General features: G+C 51.7%; 14 protein-coding genes. 11 read left to right on the forward strand and 3 right to left on the reverse strand.

What is annotated here, in order from left to right:
• Positions 1–59: 59 nt before the first annotated feature.
• Together F7231_RS24480 and F7231_RS24485 are read left to right on the forward strand one after the other, a co-directional pair.
• Complete coding sequence (locus F7231_RS24480; protein ID WP_166693885.1) at positions 60–650, forward strand: DUF6962 family protein; 591 nt, start codon at positions 60–62, stop codon at positions 648–650.
• 106 nt (positions 651–756) lie between these two features.
• The gene (locus F7231_RS24485) at positions 757–1,887 is read left to right on the forward strand and encodes a L,D-transpeptidase family protein (protein ID WP_229364884.1); all 1,131 of its coding nucleotides are present in this window, start codon (positions 757–759) and stop codon (positions 1,885–1,887) included.
• An 84-nt stretch (positions 1,888–1,971) separates the two neighbouring features.
• Here the strand turns inward: F7231_RS24485 and F7231_RS24490 are convergent, their stop codons facing one another.
• Both F7231_RS24490 and F7231_RS24495 read right to left on the reverse strand, forming a co-directional pair.
• Positions 1,972–2,679: a murein L,D-transpeptidase catalytic domain family protein gene (locus F7231_RS24490; protein ID WP_085413146.1), complete on the reverse strand. Its 708-nt coding sequence runs from the start codon at positions 2,677–2,679 to the stop codon at positions 1,972–1,974.
• Between the two features lie 145 nt (positions 2,680–2,824).
• Positions 2,825–3,514, reverse strand: a complete 690-nt coding sequence (locus F7231_RS24495) for a murein L,D-transpeptidase catalytic domain family protein (protein WP_166693886.1) — start codon at positions 3,512–3,514, stop codon at positions 2,825–2,827.
• A 179-nt stretch (positions 3,515–3,693) separates the two neighbouring features.
• Here F7231_RS24495 and F7231_RS24500 point away from each other — a divergent pair, with 179 nt between their 5' ends.
• The 4 genes from F7231_RS24500 to F7231_RS24515 all read left to right on the forward strand — a co-directional run bounded on the left by F7231_RS24500 (position 3,694) and on the right by F7231_RS24515 (position 9,141).
• A complete protein-coding gene (locus F7231_RS24500; RefSeq protein ID WP_085413144.1) occupies positions 3,694–4,734 on the forward strand; it encodes a glycoside hydrolase family 43 protein in 1,041 nt (346 codons plus the stop codon).
• Between the two features lie 45 nt (positions 4,735–4,779).
• Entirely contained in the window at positions 4,780–5,895 is a 1,116-nt protein-coding gene (locus tag F7231_RS24505; RefSeq protein WP_166693887.1) for a glycerate kinase, read from the forward strand.
• Positions 5,896–6,354: 459 nt separating this feature from the next.
• A complete protein-coding gene (locus F7231_RS24510; RefSeq protein WP_166693888.1) occupies positions 6,355–8,715 on the forward strand; it encodes a DUF11 domain-containing protein in 2,361 nt (786 codons plus the stop codon).
• Between the two features lie 162 nt (positions 8,716–8,877).
• Positions 8,878–9,141, forward strand: coding sequence for a hypothetical protein (locus F7231_RS24515; protein ID WP_166693889.1), 264 nt, complete (start codon positions 8,878–8,880; stop codon positions 9,139–9,141).
• 27 nt (positions 9,142–9,168) lie between these two features.
• On the opposite strand, the gene F7231_RS24520 is transcribed toward F7231_RS24515, so the two are convergent.
• Positions 9,169–10,278 (reverse strand): bile acid:sodium symporter family protein, encoded by a 1,110-nt coding sequence (locus tag F7231_RS24520; RefSeq protein WP_166693890.1) that lies wholly within the window; start codon positions 10,276–10,278, stop codon positions 9,169–9,171.
• Positions 10,279–10,563: 285 nt separating this feature from the next.
• Between F7231_RS24520 and F7231_RS24525 the strand changes: the two genes are divergently transcribed.
• From F7231_RS24525 to F7231_RS24545, 5 genes are all read left to right on the forward strand, one after another.
• Entirely contained in the window at positions 10,564–11,901 is a 1,338-nt protein-coding gene (locus F7231_RS24525) for an MFS transporter (protein WP_229370315.1), read from the forward strand.
• A gap of 145 nt (positions 11,902–12,046) precedes the next feature.
• Positions 12,047–13,309: a DUF2264 domain-containing protein gene (locus F7231_RS24530; protein ID WP_166693891.1), complete on the forward strand. Its 1,263-nt coding sequence runs from the start codon at positions 12,047–12,049 to the stop codon at positions 13,307–13,309.
• A gap of 153 nt (positions 13,310–13,462) precedes the next feature.
• Entirely contained in the window at positions 13,463–14,440 is a 978-nt protein-coding gene (locus F7231_RS24535; protein ID WP_166693892.1) for an aldo/keto reductase, read from the forward strand.
• Between the two features lie 161 nt (positions 14,441–14,601).
• A complete protein-coding gene (locus tag F7231_RS24540) occupies positions 14,602–15,492 on the forward strand; it encodes an inositol oxygenase family protein (RefSeq protein WP_166693893.1) in 891 nt (296 codons plus the stop codon).
• A 567-nt stretch (positions 15,493–16,059) separates the two neighbouring features.
• Complete coding sequence (locus tag F7231_RS24545) at positions 16,060–16,323, forward strand: hypothetical protein (protein WP_085413136.1); 264 nt, start codon at positions 16,060–16,062, stop codon at positions 16,321–16,323.
• The last annotated feature ends 127 nt before the right edge of the window (positions 16,324–16,450 follow it).

Here is a 16,450-nt window from a genome sequence, read left to right on the forward strand (position 1 = left end):
TTGACGTCTATATTGCAGATAATGGCGCAAAAGTAGACCGAAAAACGGTATCTTCCGCAATGATTCTTTCGCATATGATCTCCGACGCGGTACTGGCCGCAACGGGTGTCTGGGTCTTTAGCACGGCATTCGGACGAGTTCCATTTTATAACAGGCTACTTTGGGGCTTCTTCTTTCTTACCATCTCTCTGGCGGCCTTCGTTGGTGTTTTCACGTTTGCCGGTCTCTCCCTTCTGGAACCACTGCATAGTTCGCTTACCCTGCTCGCCGGCAGTCTGGGTGTTGTTGCTGTGGTGGTCGCGACGTATACCACCGCACTCGACCGAACTGCGTCGCCCGTAACATTCAGCGTGTCGCTGGGCATTGGTATCCTGCTGTTCATGTGCCTGTTTTTCCCTGAAGTAGCGGTTTTTGCCCCTGTAGTAGCGGCACTTGGTATCCTGCTGGTTATGCTGCTGGCTGTGCTAGCATTATTACGAAAGCAACACTGGGCAATCTGGATCGTAGTGGCCGTGATGCTGATGGCTTTTGCCACTAAGGTTGAACATGTGATTCTCCCCCTCCACCCCATCGACGCTTACCATTACCTAATTGCGTCGGCACTCCTCTGCTTTGGGTACGCCATTCGTAAACGGGAACAAATGCTATAGGTCAGCGTTTGGGCAGTTGCTTAACGAATGATAACATTTTAGGTTAATCATTCGTCTATATAGTATGACTCAACGCACATCATTCATACTAGCTACCGGTACTTTCTTGACTTTAACAACCTTCTTTTCGGGTTGTAAAAAGGAGAATCCCGGAAACGACGTTGCCCGGCAACTTCAGGTAACGCGCCACTTCGCCGATTCGGTGGGAATCGATACGACAGAATTCGCCATCGCTGCGCCGCAGACAAACATCATCCAGGCACAGGCTACCCTTGAAAAACTGGTGACTGAAATCCAGTATGGCCATAAGCCTGCCGACCAGTCTTTTACGAAGCTAACCGAGAAGGTCGATACATCGGTAGTAGGGGGCATTGTGAGGGCTAAAGATCCATCGGCGGCTCTGGCTAGTGCAACACCACCGTTTGCCCCTTACCGCTCGCTGCTCGCCAAGTACAACGAGGTGAAGGCAACTGCCTCGCCAACGCAGCTTAAGCAAATAAAGGAGACGCTCAACTTTTATCGGTATTTGAACCGCTTCGAAACCGAGAAGTTCATCGTGGTCAATATTCCGGCAGCGCGTCTGGCCGTGTTTGATAAAACAGGTAAGCGCGAATTACCAATGGACGTTATCGTTGGTAAGGCAGCTAAAGCCACGCCCCGTTTCAACTGTTACCTGACCGAGATCGTTGCCTACCCGTACTGGAACGTACCTGAGGGCATCGGTCTGAAGGAGATCCTGCCTAAAGTACAGGCAAATCTAAGCTTCCTGGACAGCCAGAACATGGATGTGCTTGATGCACGCGATAAACCTGTAGATCCTGAATCAATTGACTGGGCGAACGTATCAGCATCGAATTTTCCGTATCGGTTTCGGCAACGATCGGGGTGCAACAATTCGCTGGGGTTGATCAAATTCGTTCTCAACGGGCCGCCCGCAATCTACCTGCACGATACCAACGCCCGCGAACTGTTTGACCAGACGACCGACCACTGGCGTAGTCATGGCTGCGTCCGGGTAGAGAAACCAGTAGAGCTGGCTAACCTGGTACTGGGTTCGCCTAAATTCGACCAGGGTTTCTACAATCGGTGCCTCACTGATCAGACACCGTCGTCGTTTAAACTACCGGCACCTTACCCGGTTTTTGTGACTTACAACCTCGCCGACGTGAACGAGCAAGGCCAGTTGGTGTACTATAAAGATGTCTATGCAAATCAGTCAGCGATGACTATGCGTTAGCCCTGCTGCCCAGTTATAAAAAAGGGGATCGCTTAGCCAAGCGATCCCCTTTTTTTATGGTTTATAAATCGGTCTACCTGCGTCTTACGACTGCCTCAGCAAGGCCGACCTTTTCAGGTACGTTTCGTCGGGATAATAGATGAAGAGGCATGAACCGCCCGATATAGTACGTACAATGGGCGAGCATTCAGCCGTCGACACGGCGGGGCATCCCTGGCTACGACCTAACCGACCCGTACGACGGATAAAATCTTCGCATACGTAGTCGGCACCGTGCATTACGATAGCGCGTGAGAAGGCATTATCGTTTATGCCTTTCTCCAGTCCCTGTAGTTGCATTGACAGGCCATGTTTGCCTTGATAAAGACCCAGGGTTTTATAAAAGCCAAGGCTCGATTGAAACGAAGAATTGGTATTTGAAAACCGTCGGGGTAGTAACTCCCCTGAGTTTCGGCCATGCGCCACATAGGTATTGAACAGAAGCTTACGCTTAACCAGATCAATCACATACAACCGTTTTTTAGTCGACGGCTGGCTCATGTCGACAATCGACAGCAAGGGCTTTGCGCCCACAATTTGCTGCATACCCCGCAAGGCAATCGTATACGCCTCTCGACTCAGCCCGGACCCGGCCAGGTTCAGATCATCGTATAACAGCTGGAAAGCAGATGGAGCAGGTGGTAGGCTTACAGGCGCGGTGTTGCGGTGAGTTTCGGCAGATAGCACAACTGGTTCAGATCCTGTCATTGACAGACAGAGCAACGAGAAAACTGTGATCAATGCTTGTTTCATGCAGTCGCGGGGTTACGTATATAACGGTCTTCATAAAACGAATAGTCTACTAGTTTAATTCACTAGTAAGCCCAACTCGGCCCGTTTTTAATACCATTTTCAGCCTATACCCAATCCGGTTTCGCCCACTGGCCGGCGGCACGGACTAGTTCGTTACCGGGGCATTGACAAACGAAGACGCCGCCAGGTACGTCGGATCGGGATAGTACACGAACAGGCAGGCACCCCCTTCCACCTTACCTAAAATGAGCTTCGTGATGGCATTAGGAATAGCCGGACACCCTTCACTATGACCAAGTTGTCCTCTCACGCGAACGGTATCTTCGCTCACGTAGTCCGCGCCATGCAACACAATATTTCGGGCAAAGACATTGTCGTTAAATCCTTTCTCAAGCCCTTTCAGCTTAAGCGACAGCCCGTGTTTACCGTGGTAACGGCCCATGACGCGATAAAATCCGAGGCTGGTCTGGTTAGAGTTGGTTGCGTTCGAAAACTGCGTAGCCATTAGGCCGCCCGAGTTACGCCCGTGGGCCACATAGGTACGTAGCAGTACCTCCTTTTTTTCCAGATCGAGCACATACAATCGCTTGGCCGACGACGGCTGTGTCATATCCGCAATGAGTAGGTATGGCTTTTTCTTAGGCACCAGCTTCATGCCGCGCAATGCCAGATCGAACACAGACTGATTTAACCCCAAGGTATCGAGACCCAATGTAGCAAACAGCGTTCCGGTAACACGCACTTTGGGAAGCGGTGCGTCGGGCTGTGCCGTTGTTTTTGTCTCCAGGGATGTGCAACCAAAGATGAGTACAAACAGGCAGGAAATGTATTTCATACCAATATGGGTAAAGCAAACCAGCAGGCGGCTTGCCTTGCAAGTTAATGCATATTACGAACTGTCGGCCTATTCTTGCTCTGGATTGAGAAGCGATGTGGGCCTATTTTTCGTGTTTTCTGCCTTTGCCCTATTGAAGATTCCCTATACCTGATTAACTCGTCTCCAATCTATTGTTTATGAAAAAGAGTTTGTTCTGCTTTCTCATCTTGTGCCTGACCATCTCTGCTGTTCACGGACAGGTAGCCACGTTCACCAACCCAATTAAACAGTCAGGGCCAGACCCGTGGGTACTGCAAAAAGACGGGATGTATTACTACATGAACACTACGGGCGGCAACCTGACGCTTTGGCGAACTAAAAATCTGGCTGAATTGGCAACCGCCGAACGGAAGGTCATTTTTAACCCGCCCGCAAAAACCGGGTATTCGAAAGAACTGTGGGCGCCTGAGATCCACTTCTTTGATAATAAGTGGTACGTATATTTTTCAGCTGACTCAGCCACAAATTTCAGTCACCGAGTCTGGGTAATCGAGAATGCCGCCGCCGATCCGTTTACAGGTGAATGGGTCGTACGCGGCAAAATCGGGGATCGTGACGATCATTGGGCCATTGATATGTCGGTGTTTGATTTTCGCGGAAAGCGGTATGCTATCTGGTCCGGATGGGATGGCCGAAAGAACGGCCAGCAGGATATTTTCATCAGTGAGATGACCAATCCCTGGACACTTAAAAAGGGGCGCAGAGCCAAGATTTCGTCGCCTCAGTTTGAGTGGGAAAAGCATGGCGACGTACCTGCGGCCTGGCAGAAAAATGGCGAAGTGCCCCAAATTTTTGTCAATGAAGGGCCTGAAGCCCTGCAACATGACGGACGGCTGTTTATCGCTTACTCGGCCAACGCCTGCTGGCTCGACTATTGCCTCGGGCTACTGACCTATCGCGGCAAAGGTAATTTACTGAACCCTGCTAACTGGATAAAATCACCGCAGCCCGTGTTTACCGAGGCGGCCGAAAACGGTGTTTACGCGCCCGGCCACGGCGGCTTTTTCACAGACGGCAAAGGACAGAACTGGATGATCTATCACGCAAATCCGTCGGCCACCGATGGCTGCGGCAACAAACGGGCACCTCACATTCAGCAGTTTAGCTGGAACGCCGACGGTAGCCCGAATTTTGGACGGCCTATTCCTAAAATACCGACGTCAGCCCCGGCCCAATAGCCGCGAAAGCAGGTTAAACGGGTATAGGCCGATCCCTCATTTCGTATGCATGTACTCGTTGTTCCAGACAAATTCAAAGGCTCATTAACGGCTCAGCAAGCAGCAGAAGCAATCAAAGCTGGCTTGCTGGCCACGCACCCCGGCTGGACGGTTGCAGTTCAGCCCATTGCCGATGGCGGTGAAGGAACTGCTGCCCTCCTGACCGAAGCTACGCTGGGTACGTTCAAGTACTGTGCAGTTGCAGACCCGCTGGGTCGGCCAATCACGGCCCGTTACGGGGTATCGGGTGATAGACAAACGGCATTTATTGAACTGGCCGAGGCGTCTGGCCTACATTTACTGACTCAAGGGGACCGTAACCCGCTCTATACAAGCACATTTGGCAGCGGAACACTAATTCAGGACGCGCTTGGCAGCGGGATCACCGAGTTGGTCTTGTGCATCGGGGGTAGCGCAACCAACGACGCGGGAATTGGCCTCGCAGCGGCCCTGGGCTACCAGTTCTTCGATGCCCGGGAGCAACCCGTTTTCCCGATTGGCGCCAACCTGATCCGGATTGCCCGCATTGATGACACGGCTGTTCACCCGGCCATTCGTCAGGTACGTATCCGGGTTGCCTGCGACGTAACTAACCCGCTATATGGCCCTGTGGGAGCTGCTTTTGTATATGCTCCCCAGAAAGGAGCCACTGAAGCTGACGTGCGTAAGCTCGATGATGGGTTACGGCGTATTGCTGCCCTGGTTGAGCAAACGTGGGATTTGACGGTAGCCGATGAACCCGGTAGTGGAGCCGCCGGTGGCGTGGGGTTTGGCGCACGTGTCTTCCTGAAAGCCCACTTAGAACCTGGTTTTGCTTTGGTAGCGCAGTATACCCATTTGGCCGAAGCTGTTGCTAAAGCGGATTTGATTATCACTGGCGAAGGAAAGCTGGATAGCCAAACAGTGCACGGCAAAGCCATACGGGGCATTGCCGAGTTGGGGCGGGCGCAGCAAAAACCGGTCGTTGCCTTTTGTGGCCAGCTAGACCTGACTCCAGCGCAGATTCAGCAATTGGGTCTGCAACAAGCTATCGCTATTTCGCCCCCCCACCTACCCCTCCATGAGGCCCAGTCGAAAGCGGCTAGGTTCCTTCAAACGGCCGTTACAGCCACTTATCCATAAGTTCTGGCTATAACGGTCAGTTGTTCATTTGTACAAGTTGCACCCTTCACTGCCGATCTTAACTCATCACATAACGGTGTGAAAAGTTTTTAGTTGGCTGAAATTCACTCAGTAAGTTAATTTAACCTACGTTTAAGCCTACTTAGCATCTATAATTCACGAATTTTCTTATGCGATACTACAGTTGGTATACTAATTGCGTAGACAAAAGATATGATCATATAAAGTATTTATTTTCAAACGTACAGGCGACCTATGCAAACACACTATCTCCCTCTAATCCAGGCGTAGCGTTAACGCCCAAACTAGCCACTACCATTTCCCTGATTTAAGTGCCTTTTGAAGCCTAAAATTAGCTTCACGGGCATTGCTATGCGCTAACTCAACGAAGCAGTACGCTTTACCGCCATTACAGAGACATTTCTGACTTGAGTAAAGACTCAAAATCCAACTTTTCTTATGAAAAACATTCTACCCAACGTAGCCAGCGCGCTGGTTGCGTTGCTCATCGGTATGTCCACGGTGTTTGGACAAACGACTCCGCAAACAATCGAAAATAATCAGGTCTGTATGGACCCGATTTCCGGAGCAGGCCGTGGCCCCTACGTAAACAGTGCCCGTACCTCAGGCATCTGCGTTGCCTGCTCGGGCAGCAGCAGCGCAACTGCAGTTACAGACGGCGATCTTAGCAATTTCACGACCATTGATCTGGGCGTATCAGCGCTGGGTGGCTATCGAATTTCAGTCAAAGATTCATTACAGTACTACCCTGGTGGCAACGAAGTTGGCTTCGTAATCAGACCCCGGCAGAATGGGCTACTGGGTCTTCTGAATGCGACATTGCTTAACCAGTTTTCGATCAGAACCTACCGGACGGGCAACAACAATCCCATTGAAACGGCTACCTTTTCGAGTGGTTCGGGTACCCTGAAAGCAAGCGTGCTCAATGGGGGTGGCGACGGTAAGCAAGTACTAAGTTTTGTCACAACGCAGGATTTTGATGAGGTAGAGCTGGTGTATACAGGTGCCGTCACCGCTGGCAGTGCCGTAGATGTCTATAACGCGTTTGAAGGTCCGGCCAACTGCCGCCAGAGCTGTGTCAACGCGCTGCTAACCAATGGCGAATCAGTAAGCGTAACCAGTGGCGTATCCAGCGGCGTTTGCATTGGTGGCGGCATATCTGGCCTGGCCAATCTCAGCGATGCTGATTCAACGACCAACTACGCGACAATCAGTACTCTGGTTGGTTTGGCCTGTACGCAGTATATTCAGGTACGTTCAGCAACAACGTATTCAACAGGTTCGTATGAAGCAGGCTTCGTTATCGCCAACGGAAACGGGCTGATTGACCTGAACGTACTGGGCGGCCTGACGGTACAGACGTACTTAAACAACACGCCTGTACAAACGTTTAGTGGCTCCTCACTCATAACCGCTGGTGTATTGGGAAGCAGCACGGCACCGTTTCAGGTGGGCTTCAAAGCCACGCAACCTTTCAATGCCATTCGTATTTCTATATCGGGCGTTAGCGTAGCTGTTGATCTGCGGGTGTATCATGCTTACGTAGTAGCCGATAGCGACAATGATGGCGTTGCCAACTGCATGGATCGTTGCGCAACGGGAAGTGACCTGCTCGATACAGATGGCGACGGCACGCCCAACGGCTGTGATCAAAACATCGCCAACTTGTCTGTAACAAAATCGTCGAGCAGCGCGACCGCTACTATTGGCAGTTCAACCACATTCACCGTAACTGTTTCCCGGACAGCCCAATTCAATGCTACCGGCGTGGTCGTATTAGACACCCTGGCTCCTGGCCTGACGTACCTGTCGCATACCGCATCACCGGGGACCGTTTATGACCCGGCTACCGGTCGCTGGACCATCGGTAGTGCACTTGCCGGTCCAACTACATCTGTTACGCTGAACGTGACCGTACGTGTGAATGGCGAAGGCGTCAATTCAAATACCGCGGAGGTAATTCGTAGTTTTGAGACCGATCCGAACTCAACACCGGGTAACGGGAACACGGCTGAAGATGACATTGCCAGTGCCTGCGTTAGTGTACCGATTCGCCTGTGCGAAGGAGAGCGGCTTCAGATATCGGCCCCCGGCACCTACACCGCCGGTATTGAGTGGTTCAGAACAGTAAACGACGTAACTACTTCTGTAGCCACTACAGCTACATTCTCAACTTCGCTGGCGGGCAGCTACAGCTTCACAGCGCTGGGCCAAACGGGTTGTGCATCCGGAAACTGCTGTCCATTGATCGTTGTCGTTGACCCACGGCCAACACCTGTAATTGTGGCTAGTCTGTCGGCTATTTGCGCCGGCACGAGTACAGCCCTATCGATCGGTAACGTAGTAGCTGGCACGACTTATTCGTGGAGCAACGGCACTGCGGGTAGTTCAATCAACGTTAGTCCCAGTGTTACGACTGTCTATACGGTCACGGCTACAACCGCCGGTGGCTGTTCAGATGTAGCCAGCTTCACGGTTATTGTGAACCAGCCACCTGTTCAGGCGCCCATCGTGGCTATCTGTGGAGCACCAGGTACCGCTACGTACAGCTTCAACATCAACCCGTCTACGCTCGGTAGCAGCACATCGTACTTTGTTACGGTAGGCAATTCAGCTGAGATTGGTCCATTCGCTTACGGAAGCAACCGCACCATCGACGGAAACACCGGAAACTTCTCAGTGATCATTCGGGATGCGGTGAGTGGCTGCGCCATTACGCTGCCCGTAACGGCCCCAACCGATTGCCCAACCTGCCCAACCAAGGTCTGCACACCGATCAGCGTTGTTCGCCTTCGGTAAGTAGCCTCTGATTAACCAGTTAGTTGTTCGCCCTGAACGGTACTCACCTTGTTGTGGACCGTTCAGGGCGAACTTTATATCAGGCAATTGAACAGGTTAACTGAGCCATTCAACAACACTCTTGCTCACCAGCCGGTTAACGTACAAAAACAACATAGCAGCATGGCACGTCAAGACGCGCATACCGAATACATTATCAGTCAGGAAGCCTACAGAAATGCGCTTGCCAGTTTACCCACTACCGGCACCGATCATCAGAGAGCCCTAACCACCCCGATTTCTGCTCTGCAATACCGCCAAAAGACCGGCGACTCCATCAATGCCGGAAAATGGTCGATGTGGGGAATCGCCCCCGAAGTGTTTGAATTTGAGTGGCGAAACGGTGCCTGGCAGCCACCTGCCAACCTGGTTGTCCGCACAGCGTAGGTCAGCTATACGCTGCAACGTATCCGGCTACGTAGTGGTTGCTACCACTGCCTGCCTGTTACCTGCCTCAGGTATTGGTTTTCGATGCCACCACGAAGCCAACATAGAGCCGGTGATATTCATAACCGGACCAAATATGGCGGGCGCCAGCCCAACGGTAGCCATTTTACCCATCTCCTTAGCAATGCCCGACGCCAGTCCGCCATTCTGCATCCCTACCTCGATGGCGATCGTTCGGCAGTCGCGTTCAGACATACGGAACAGCCGTGCCGACCAGTAGCCGAGCATATACCCGCAGAGGTTATGTACCAGCACAAGACCAATTAAAGCGGGTCCGATCGTAAGCAGACTTGCCCGGCCAGCGGCCGTGATGACCACGATAATAAAGGCAATGCCAGCCATAGACACCAGTGGCATGGCGGCGTCGAGCCACGCCGCTTTACCGCTCAAAAACCGATTGAACAGAAGCCCGGCCCCAATTGGCAGGATGACCATCCTGATGATATCCCACATCATATGCGTCATGTCGATGTCGACGAATGCGCCAGCTAATGCCTTCATTAGCAATGGCGTAACAAACGGAGAGATTGTGGTAGATATGGCCGTTATAGTGATCGACAGAGCTAGATTAGCCTTGGCGAGATACGAAATAACGTTGGAAGCCATACCGTTTGGAGAGCAACCGATGAGCACGATCCCGGCGGCAATTTCAGGCTCAAAGTCGCTGATGTTGGCCAGTGTAAAACCTAGCAATGGCATGATAATGAAGTGGCTTAAGACGCCAATCAGTACGCCTTTAGGCATTTTCACGACGCCCAGAAAATCGCGCGCACTCATCGACGTACCCATGCCGAACATGATCAGCTGAATCAACGGCGTGATCAGGCCGGAAAGCTTATAGCCGTTAACCTCCACAAACAGCGCTGGATAGTAAAGGGCAGTAGTTAACGAGGCGAAAATGACTACGGTGTACGAAAAGCCAGCCAACTTTTCGTAGCCTCTGAAGCCGACGGCCAGCGCCAGAAAAAACGTGATCAGGAAGGGACCTGCCTGAGCAAGCGCTCCCATTGAGGCAGCATAAAGCGCACAAAACAGGCATACAACTGCCAGCCAAATCAGTACTTTATAGATCGTCATACGCTTCAGAGAATTTGTGCTGTAGAAGTAGCTTTTAGTAGCCTACTTACTCTAATCTGCCTGCGTTTACCGGCAATTTTACACAGATCGGCCAAACCTACCGAACACTGTACCAGTCTGTTCGGCCAGGAATCCTCCGGGATTATACTTAAATTAATTCCTGCATTAGCCCATTGCCCCGTTTCGACAACTTGTATATTAGAGCCAAAACCCTGTATTCCCTGTAAATAGCCTGTTGAGTAGTTGTCAGCCAGGTTAGTGAGCCGGGCTTCACGCAGATCAGCCATGCACCGCAGCTTTGGGGCCGCTGGTCAGCCAATGATTATGCAACCACACCCGATACCCGCTTTTACTACTTATCAGAAATTTTTGATCGCTCTACTGGCGCTTCTGCAATTTACCGTCATTCTCGATTTCATGGTTCTGTCACCATTAGGCGACATGTTGATGAAAACGATGAATATGCCCCCCTCTGGCTTCGGGCTGGTCGTCTCCTCTTATGCATTCAGCGCGGGCGCTTCGGGGATTCTGGCGGCTGGCTTTGCCGATAATTACGATCGAAAAAAGCTACTGCTGTTCTTCTATACCGGATTTATTGCAGGTACGTTGTTCTGCGGCCTGGCCAACAGCTTCGAGATGTTGCTGGCTGCGCGGATCATCACCGGTCTGTTTGGCGGCGTAATCGGGTCAGTAGGTATGGCAATCATTGCTGATCTTTTCGCGGTCAACCAACGGGGACGGGTCATGGGAATTGTTCAAATGGCCTTCGCCGCCAGCCAGGTATTGGGTATCCCTTTCGGGCTGTACATCGCTAACCTCTGGGGCTGGCACGCCGTCTTTCTACTGATCGTATTACTGGCTACCCTGATTGGTCTGGCCATATTGCTGCGGATGAAGCCGGTGACCCAACACCTGGCGTTGCAATCAACTGCCAATCCCTTCCGGCATCTGTTGAATACGCTAGCCAATAAAGCTTACCAGACCGGCTTTCTGGCCATTGCTTTCCTGTCGGTCGGCGGGTTCATGCTTATGCCATTCGGCAGCGCTTACCTGATCAATAACATCCGATTGACGCAAGCGCAGTTGCCGCTCGTTTTCATGTTTACCGGTCTGTCATCTATCGTCGTAATGCCGGTCATTGGTCGGTTAAGTGATCGGGTCAATAAATTTAGGCTCTTCAGCGGTGGCTCAATTCTGGCGATAGTGATGGTACTACTTTACACCAACCTGCCCCCTGTGCCGCTCTGGCAGGTGGTGGTGATCAACGTCATCATGTTTATGGGCATCATGAGCCGAATGATTCCCGCCAATATCCTAAGCACCAATCTGCCCGACATGAAAGACCGGGGCGCATACATGAGTATTACGGCATCGCTGCAGCAGCTGGCAGGTGGTCTAGCCTCAATCACGGCCGGCTTAATCGTTACCCAAGCAGATCGAAACAGCCCGCTTGCCAATTACGATATACTGGGGTACGTTGTTTCGCTGGCCTTTGTGGTCTGTATTTTCTTTGTCTATCGCATCCATCTACTGGTCGAGCAACGGGCAAAAGAGGCATCCGCCAAAAACCAGGCGCTCGCAAGCCAACCTGCTGAAAACCAAACGCTTGCCATTCCCGACTAGTTGATTCGTACCGTCTTTAACGAACTGTTCAGAAACGGAACACTGCCCTGATTAATCGATTTGCGGCCGTAACATGATTATTTTAGGCCGCTCATCTGCTTACCTAATCAGGCTCTTTACCAGGTACGGGCCTTGCTCCTTCTTTATGAATCGCCGCTACTTTACCCGTTTTTTGTCAACCGTTCCCTTTTTGAGTGTCACCGCGGCCAAGGCCCGGCAGCCATTCCTCGCCGCGCAATCTAATTCACTGGGTGCTTTGCCACTAGCCGATACCGACCGGACGTACTGGCTACAGACCTTGCTAAAGGTGGCGGATCCAGTGTTGACCGCTCTGGCAAAAGGGCAATTGAAAGCAACCATGCCGGTTGAATCAGCACCTGGGCAAGAGGCTGGCCGCCGGAATGTGTCGCATCTGGAAGCGCTGGGCCGGACACTGGCGGGGCTTGCCCCCTGGCTGGAACACCCGGCAGCAGAGGCTGAGAAAGTCCGGCAACAGAAATATGCGGAGTTGGCCCGGCAAGCCATTGCCAACGGCGTAAACCCACAGTCGCCTGATTACCTGAATTTCAACCGGGGCGGCCAGCCCCTGGTAGATGCTGCCTTCTTAGCGCATGGTCTGTTACGTGCGCCCACGCAACTGTGGGAGAAACTGGATAAAGAGACCCAGGCCCGACTGATTAACGCGCTGAAATCGAGCCGGGTCATTAAGCCAGGCTATAGTAACTGGCTCTTGTTCAGCGCTATGATTGAAGCAGCCCTGCTCAAATTCACCGGAGAGGGCGATGAAATGCGGATGGATTATGCCATTAAACAGCATCAAAGCTGGTATAAAGGAGACGGCGTCTACGGCGATGGTCCTGATTTCCACTGGGATTACTACAACAGTTATGTCATTCAGCCAATGCTGCTCGACGTTGTGCAGACCCTGGTGGTGGCCGAAAAGGGCGACAAAGCGTTGCTAGATACCTTATTGACCCGCGCTCAGCGGTACGCCATCGTCCAGGAGCGTTTGATCGGGCCCGATGGTTCCTTTGCCGCCTTTGGTCGGTCGCTGGCCTATCGGTGCGGTGCGTTTCAGTTGCTGGCTCAGGTAGCGCTGCACAAGCAACTCCCACCCGAGCTAGCGGCCGGTCAGGTACGTAGTGCTCTGACGGCCGTCATTCACCGCACTATGGACGCGCCAGGTACGTTCGACGCCAAAGGCTGGCTACAAATCGGGTTATGCGGTCATCAGCCATCGATTGGTGAAACGTACATCTCCACAGGTAGCCTCTATCTCTGTACGGAAGCGTTTCTCCCACTCGGGCTCCCCGCCGACGATCCGTTCTGGACATCCCCCGCCGCCGACTGGTCGGCCAAAAAGATCTGGTCAGGTCAGGATATCAAGGTCGATCACGCTATTCATTAGTCGAATTAATAGTGCATGTTCGCTCCTCCCGCCAGATCCATGTAGTCATCGGGCAGTCGAGTAACGGAAGAAAAAAGCTCATTCGTACCGTAGTCGTATAAACCATGCCCGAGCAGGGGGGTTACGTCTTCAAACGAAGATGACTAACTAAGTATGGAATACGTTCGATTTGGCCATACCGGCCTCGTGGTGTCTAAACTTTGTCTGGGTTGCATGACCTACGGTACACCAACAGACCGTTGGCCATGGGCACTAAACGAGGAACAAAGCCGCCCATTTATTCAGAAAGCGCTGGAATCAGGCATCAATTTTTTCGACACGGCAGACGTCTATACGGCGGGTGCCAGCGAAGAAGTTGTGGGCCGCGCCTTACGTGATTTTGCGAAGCGCGACGACATTGTGCTGGCCACAAAAGTCTTTAACCCGATGGGTCCCGGCCCAAATGACCGGGGTCTCTCCCGGAAGCACATCATGCAGGCAATCGACGCGAGCCTGAAACGCTTGGGCACCGATTATGTAGACCTGTACCAGATTCACCGCTGGGATCCCAATACACCGATTGAGGAGACCATGGAAGCCCTGCACGACGTAGTCAAGGCCGGCAAAGCCCTGTACATTGGTGCTTCGTCTATGGCTACTTGGCAATTTGCGAAGGCGCAGTATACCGCTGATCTGCACGGCTGGACTCGTTTTGTGTCAATGCAACCGCAGTACAACCTGGTTTACCGCGAAGAAGAACGCGAAATGCTCCCATTCTGTCAGGATCAGAACATTGCCGTTATTCCCTGGTCGCCCCTGGCACGGGGTCTGCTGACGGGCAATCGCAGTAAGGAGCGGAACGAGACTGAACGGGCCAAAACCGACGCGTTTGGCAAATCACTGTACACGCGCGACGATGATTTCGCCATTGCTGATCTCGTGACAAAGTTGGGCGACGCACGAGGCATTCCGCCCACTCAAATCGCCCTATCCTGGTTATTTTCCAAGCCTGTAGTGACAGCCCCGATTATTGGAGCCAGTAAACCCGGCCACCTGGAAGACGCCCTTGGCGCACTCAACATAACCCTGTCCGCGGATGAGATTGAGCAGTTGGAAGCGGCCTACCAGCCACATCCCGTGGCGGGCGTTTAATCGGAGACGTACCTGATTGCCTGGCAGTCAGTAAAAAAAGTAGGCTAAACCAGTATCTCTGTCTGCGTTTTGCCATCTGAGAACAGGCTACACGCTTCCGGGCGCGTAGAACGTGTACAATTAATTCTTACATTTAACCAAGAAATAGCTGCACGAATCACATGAACCAGCAACCAACACTGACTGCGCAGGAAATAAACCCATTAGGGTCACTCGAAGAGTGGGAAGACGACCTAATCGCCCGTTACCCAGATCCGGCCGGGACGCAGCCGGAGCACAAAACCAAAGAGGAATTCCGCAATTACGAAGCTCCTGCTCGCGATTCGGTCCGCGAATTCTACAAGCTCAATCACCGGTACCAGACATACGACTTTGTGAAGCAGAAACAGGCTGACTACCTGGCGTTCAACAAAAAGGAAATGTCGGTTTGGGGAGCTATGGAATTCCTGAATACCCTCGTTGACGATTCAGACCCCGATATTGAGCTAGACCAGTTGCAGCACCTGCTCCAGACGGCCGAAGCAATTCGCGCCGATGGTCATCCCGACTGGTTTGTGTTGACGGGCTTCCTGCACGATATGGGTAAAGTCCTGTGCCTATTTGGCGAGCCGCAATGGGCCGTGGTAGGTGACACGTTCCCGGTTGGTTGCCAGCATTCGGACAAAATCGTTTATCCCGAGTTCTTCGCGGATAACCCTGACAGTCAGAACGAGCAGTTCAACACAAAATACGGCATTTATAGCCACCAGTGTGGCCTGGACAACGTTACGATGTCGTGGGGCCATGATGAATACCTGTATCATATTACGAAGGACTACCTGCCTGAGCCAGCACTGTATATGATTCGGTATCATTCGTTCTATTCTCAGCACCGAGAGAAGGCGTATGATCACCTGCTCAACGGCCACGACAGGGCTATGTTCAAGTGGGTCGACAAGTTCAATCCATACGATCTGTATTCAAAAAGCCCGAAGACACCCGTTGTTAGTGAACTTCGTCCTTACTATGAGGACCTGATCGCAAAATACTTACCGGCAACTGTCCGGCTGTAGATACATCATTAAGCGTAGTAACCAAGAAGGGGAATCAGCGATAAGCTGGTTCCCCTTTTTTGTGTATTGACTCCCCCCCGATTCACCTCGCGTCAAGCGCTACTGGGTATCACGGGTAGATGAGCCCAAGTAACAGCGGGCACAACCCTCCGGTCGACTTGGCAGTGTAAGCCACGCCGTGTCGTTTACTACAGCCATGAAGGCAGATTACCGGATGCTGGTTACTATACGCTGTTAAACGTAAAGGCAATTGTTGATCCGCGCGTAGCCCCGATCCCGAGTGAAGCGATCAACGTACATGGCTCAAAGGTCGCTTTAAAGCTAGTTTATGATAAATGGGAGTAGGCTACATGTTAGCCTATCCTGATGGCAAAAACGCAATCAGTTCGAACAGGGAAGGCATAAGTATATGTATATATACTTACTGAGCGGTAGTGTCGTTTTTTTTTGATTTCAGTAGGTTTGCCATACCGGAATTTAATGCGGTAAAAATGGAGTCCAGAAACCATAAAAACGGGGCGAAATTCTGAAAAGCCAAACGAGTAAGAGCTTATATCCTTTACCATTATGAAAAAACTACTTAGCACACTTTGTCTGTCGACACTTGTCTCAGTCGCAATACTATCTTGCCAAAAAGATGAGAGTGCGACTCCCCAGAATGATGCAGCACTGGGAAAATTGTCAAACGCCAAAGCTACCAAAGTAACTATTTGCCACAAACCTGACGGAGCCAATCCAATCACGATTAGCGTTGCTCAGGAAGCTGTAGCGGCTCACTTAGCACATGGTGATAACCTGGGTGAGTGCGGCAGCATTGTAACGCCAGACTAGTGCTTATAAACTATATGTCGATCTGACATAAAGCAACCAGGAACAGAGAATAAGCAGAGACCCTATTCTCTGTTCTTTACTGTACTGATATATCAACTAATTATCATTAGTTCAATTATATTGATAT

This window comes from Fibrivirga algicola, from assembly GCF_011742925.1.
GTDB classification, from domain to species: domain Bacteria; phylum Bacteroidota; class Bacteroidia; order Cytophagales; family Spirosomataceae; genus Fibrella; species Fibrella algicola.

What these genes read in the sequence shown, in the direction of transcription:
- F7231_RS24480 (WP_166693885.1), top strand. Translation starts at nt 60, where the DNA reads ATGATTCTTTCGCATATGATCTCCGACGCGGTACTGGCCGCAACGGGT.
- F7231_RS24490 (WP_085413146.1), bottom strand. Translation starts at nt 2,679, where the DNA reads ATGAAACAAGCATTGATCACAGTTTTCTCGTTGCTCTGTCTGTCAATG.
- F7231_RS24495 (WP_166693886.1), bottom strand. Translation starts at nt 3,514, where the DNA reads ATGAAATACATTTCCTGCCTGTTTGTACTCATCTTTGGTTGCACATCC.
- F7231_RS24500 (WP_085413144.1), top strand. Translation starts at nt 3,694, where the DNA reads ATGAAAAAGAGTTTGTTCTGCTTTCTCATCTTGTGCCTGACCATCTCT.
- F7231_RS24505 (WP_166693887.1), top strand. Translation starts at nt 4,780, where the DNA reads ATGCATGTACTCGTTGTTCCAGACAAATTCAAAGGCTCATTAACGGCT.
- F7231_RS24510 (WP_166693888.1), top strand. Translation starts at nt 6,355, where the DNA reads ATGAAAAACATTCTACCCAACGTAGCCAGCGCGCTGGTTGCGTTGCTC.
- F7231_RS24515 (WP_166693889.1), top strand. Translation starts at nt 8,878, where the DNA reads ATGGCACGTCAAGACGCGCATACCGAATACATTATCAGTCAGGAAGCC.
- F7231_RS24520 (WP_166693890.1), bottom strand. Translation starts at nt 10,278, where the DNA reads ATGACGATCTATAAAGTACTGATTTGGCTGGCAGTTGTATGCCTGTTT.
- F7231_RS24525 (WP_229370315.1), top strand. Translation starts at nt 10,564, where the DNA reads ATGCACCGCAGCTTTGGGGCCGCTGGTCAGCCAATGATTATGCAACCA.
- F7231_RS24530 (WP_166693891.1), top strand. Translation starts at nt 12,047, where the DNA reads ATGAATCGCCGCTACTTTACCCGTTTTTTGTCAACCGTTCCCTTTTTG.
- F7231_RS24535 (WP_166693892.1), top strand. Translation starts at nt 13,463, where the DNA reads ATGGAATACGTTCGATTTGGCCATACCGGCCTCGTGGTGTCTAAACTT.
- F7231_RS24540 (WP_166693893.1), top strand. Translation starts at nt 14,602, where the DNA reads ATGAACCAGCAACCAACACTGACTGCGCAGGAAATAAACCCATTAGGG.
- F7231_RS24545 (WP_085413136.1), top strand. Translation starts at nt 16,060, where the DNA reads ATGAAAAAACTACTTAGCACACTTTGTCTGTCGACACTTGTCTCAGTC.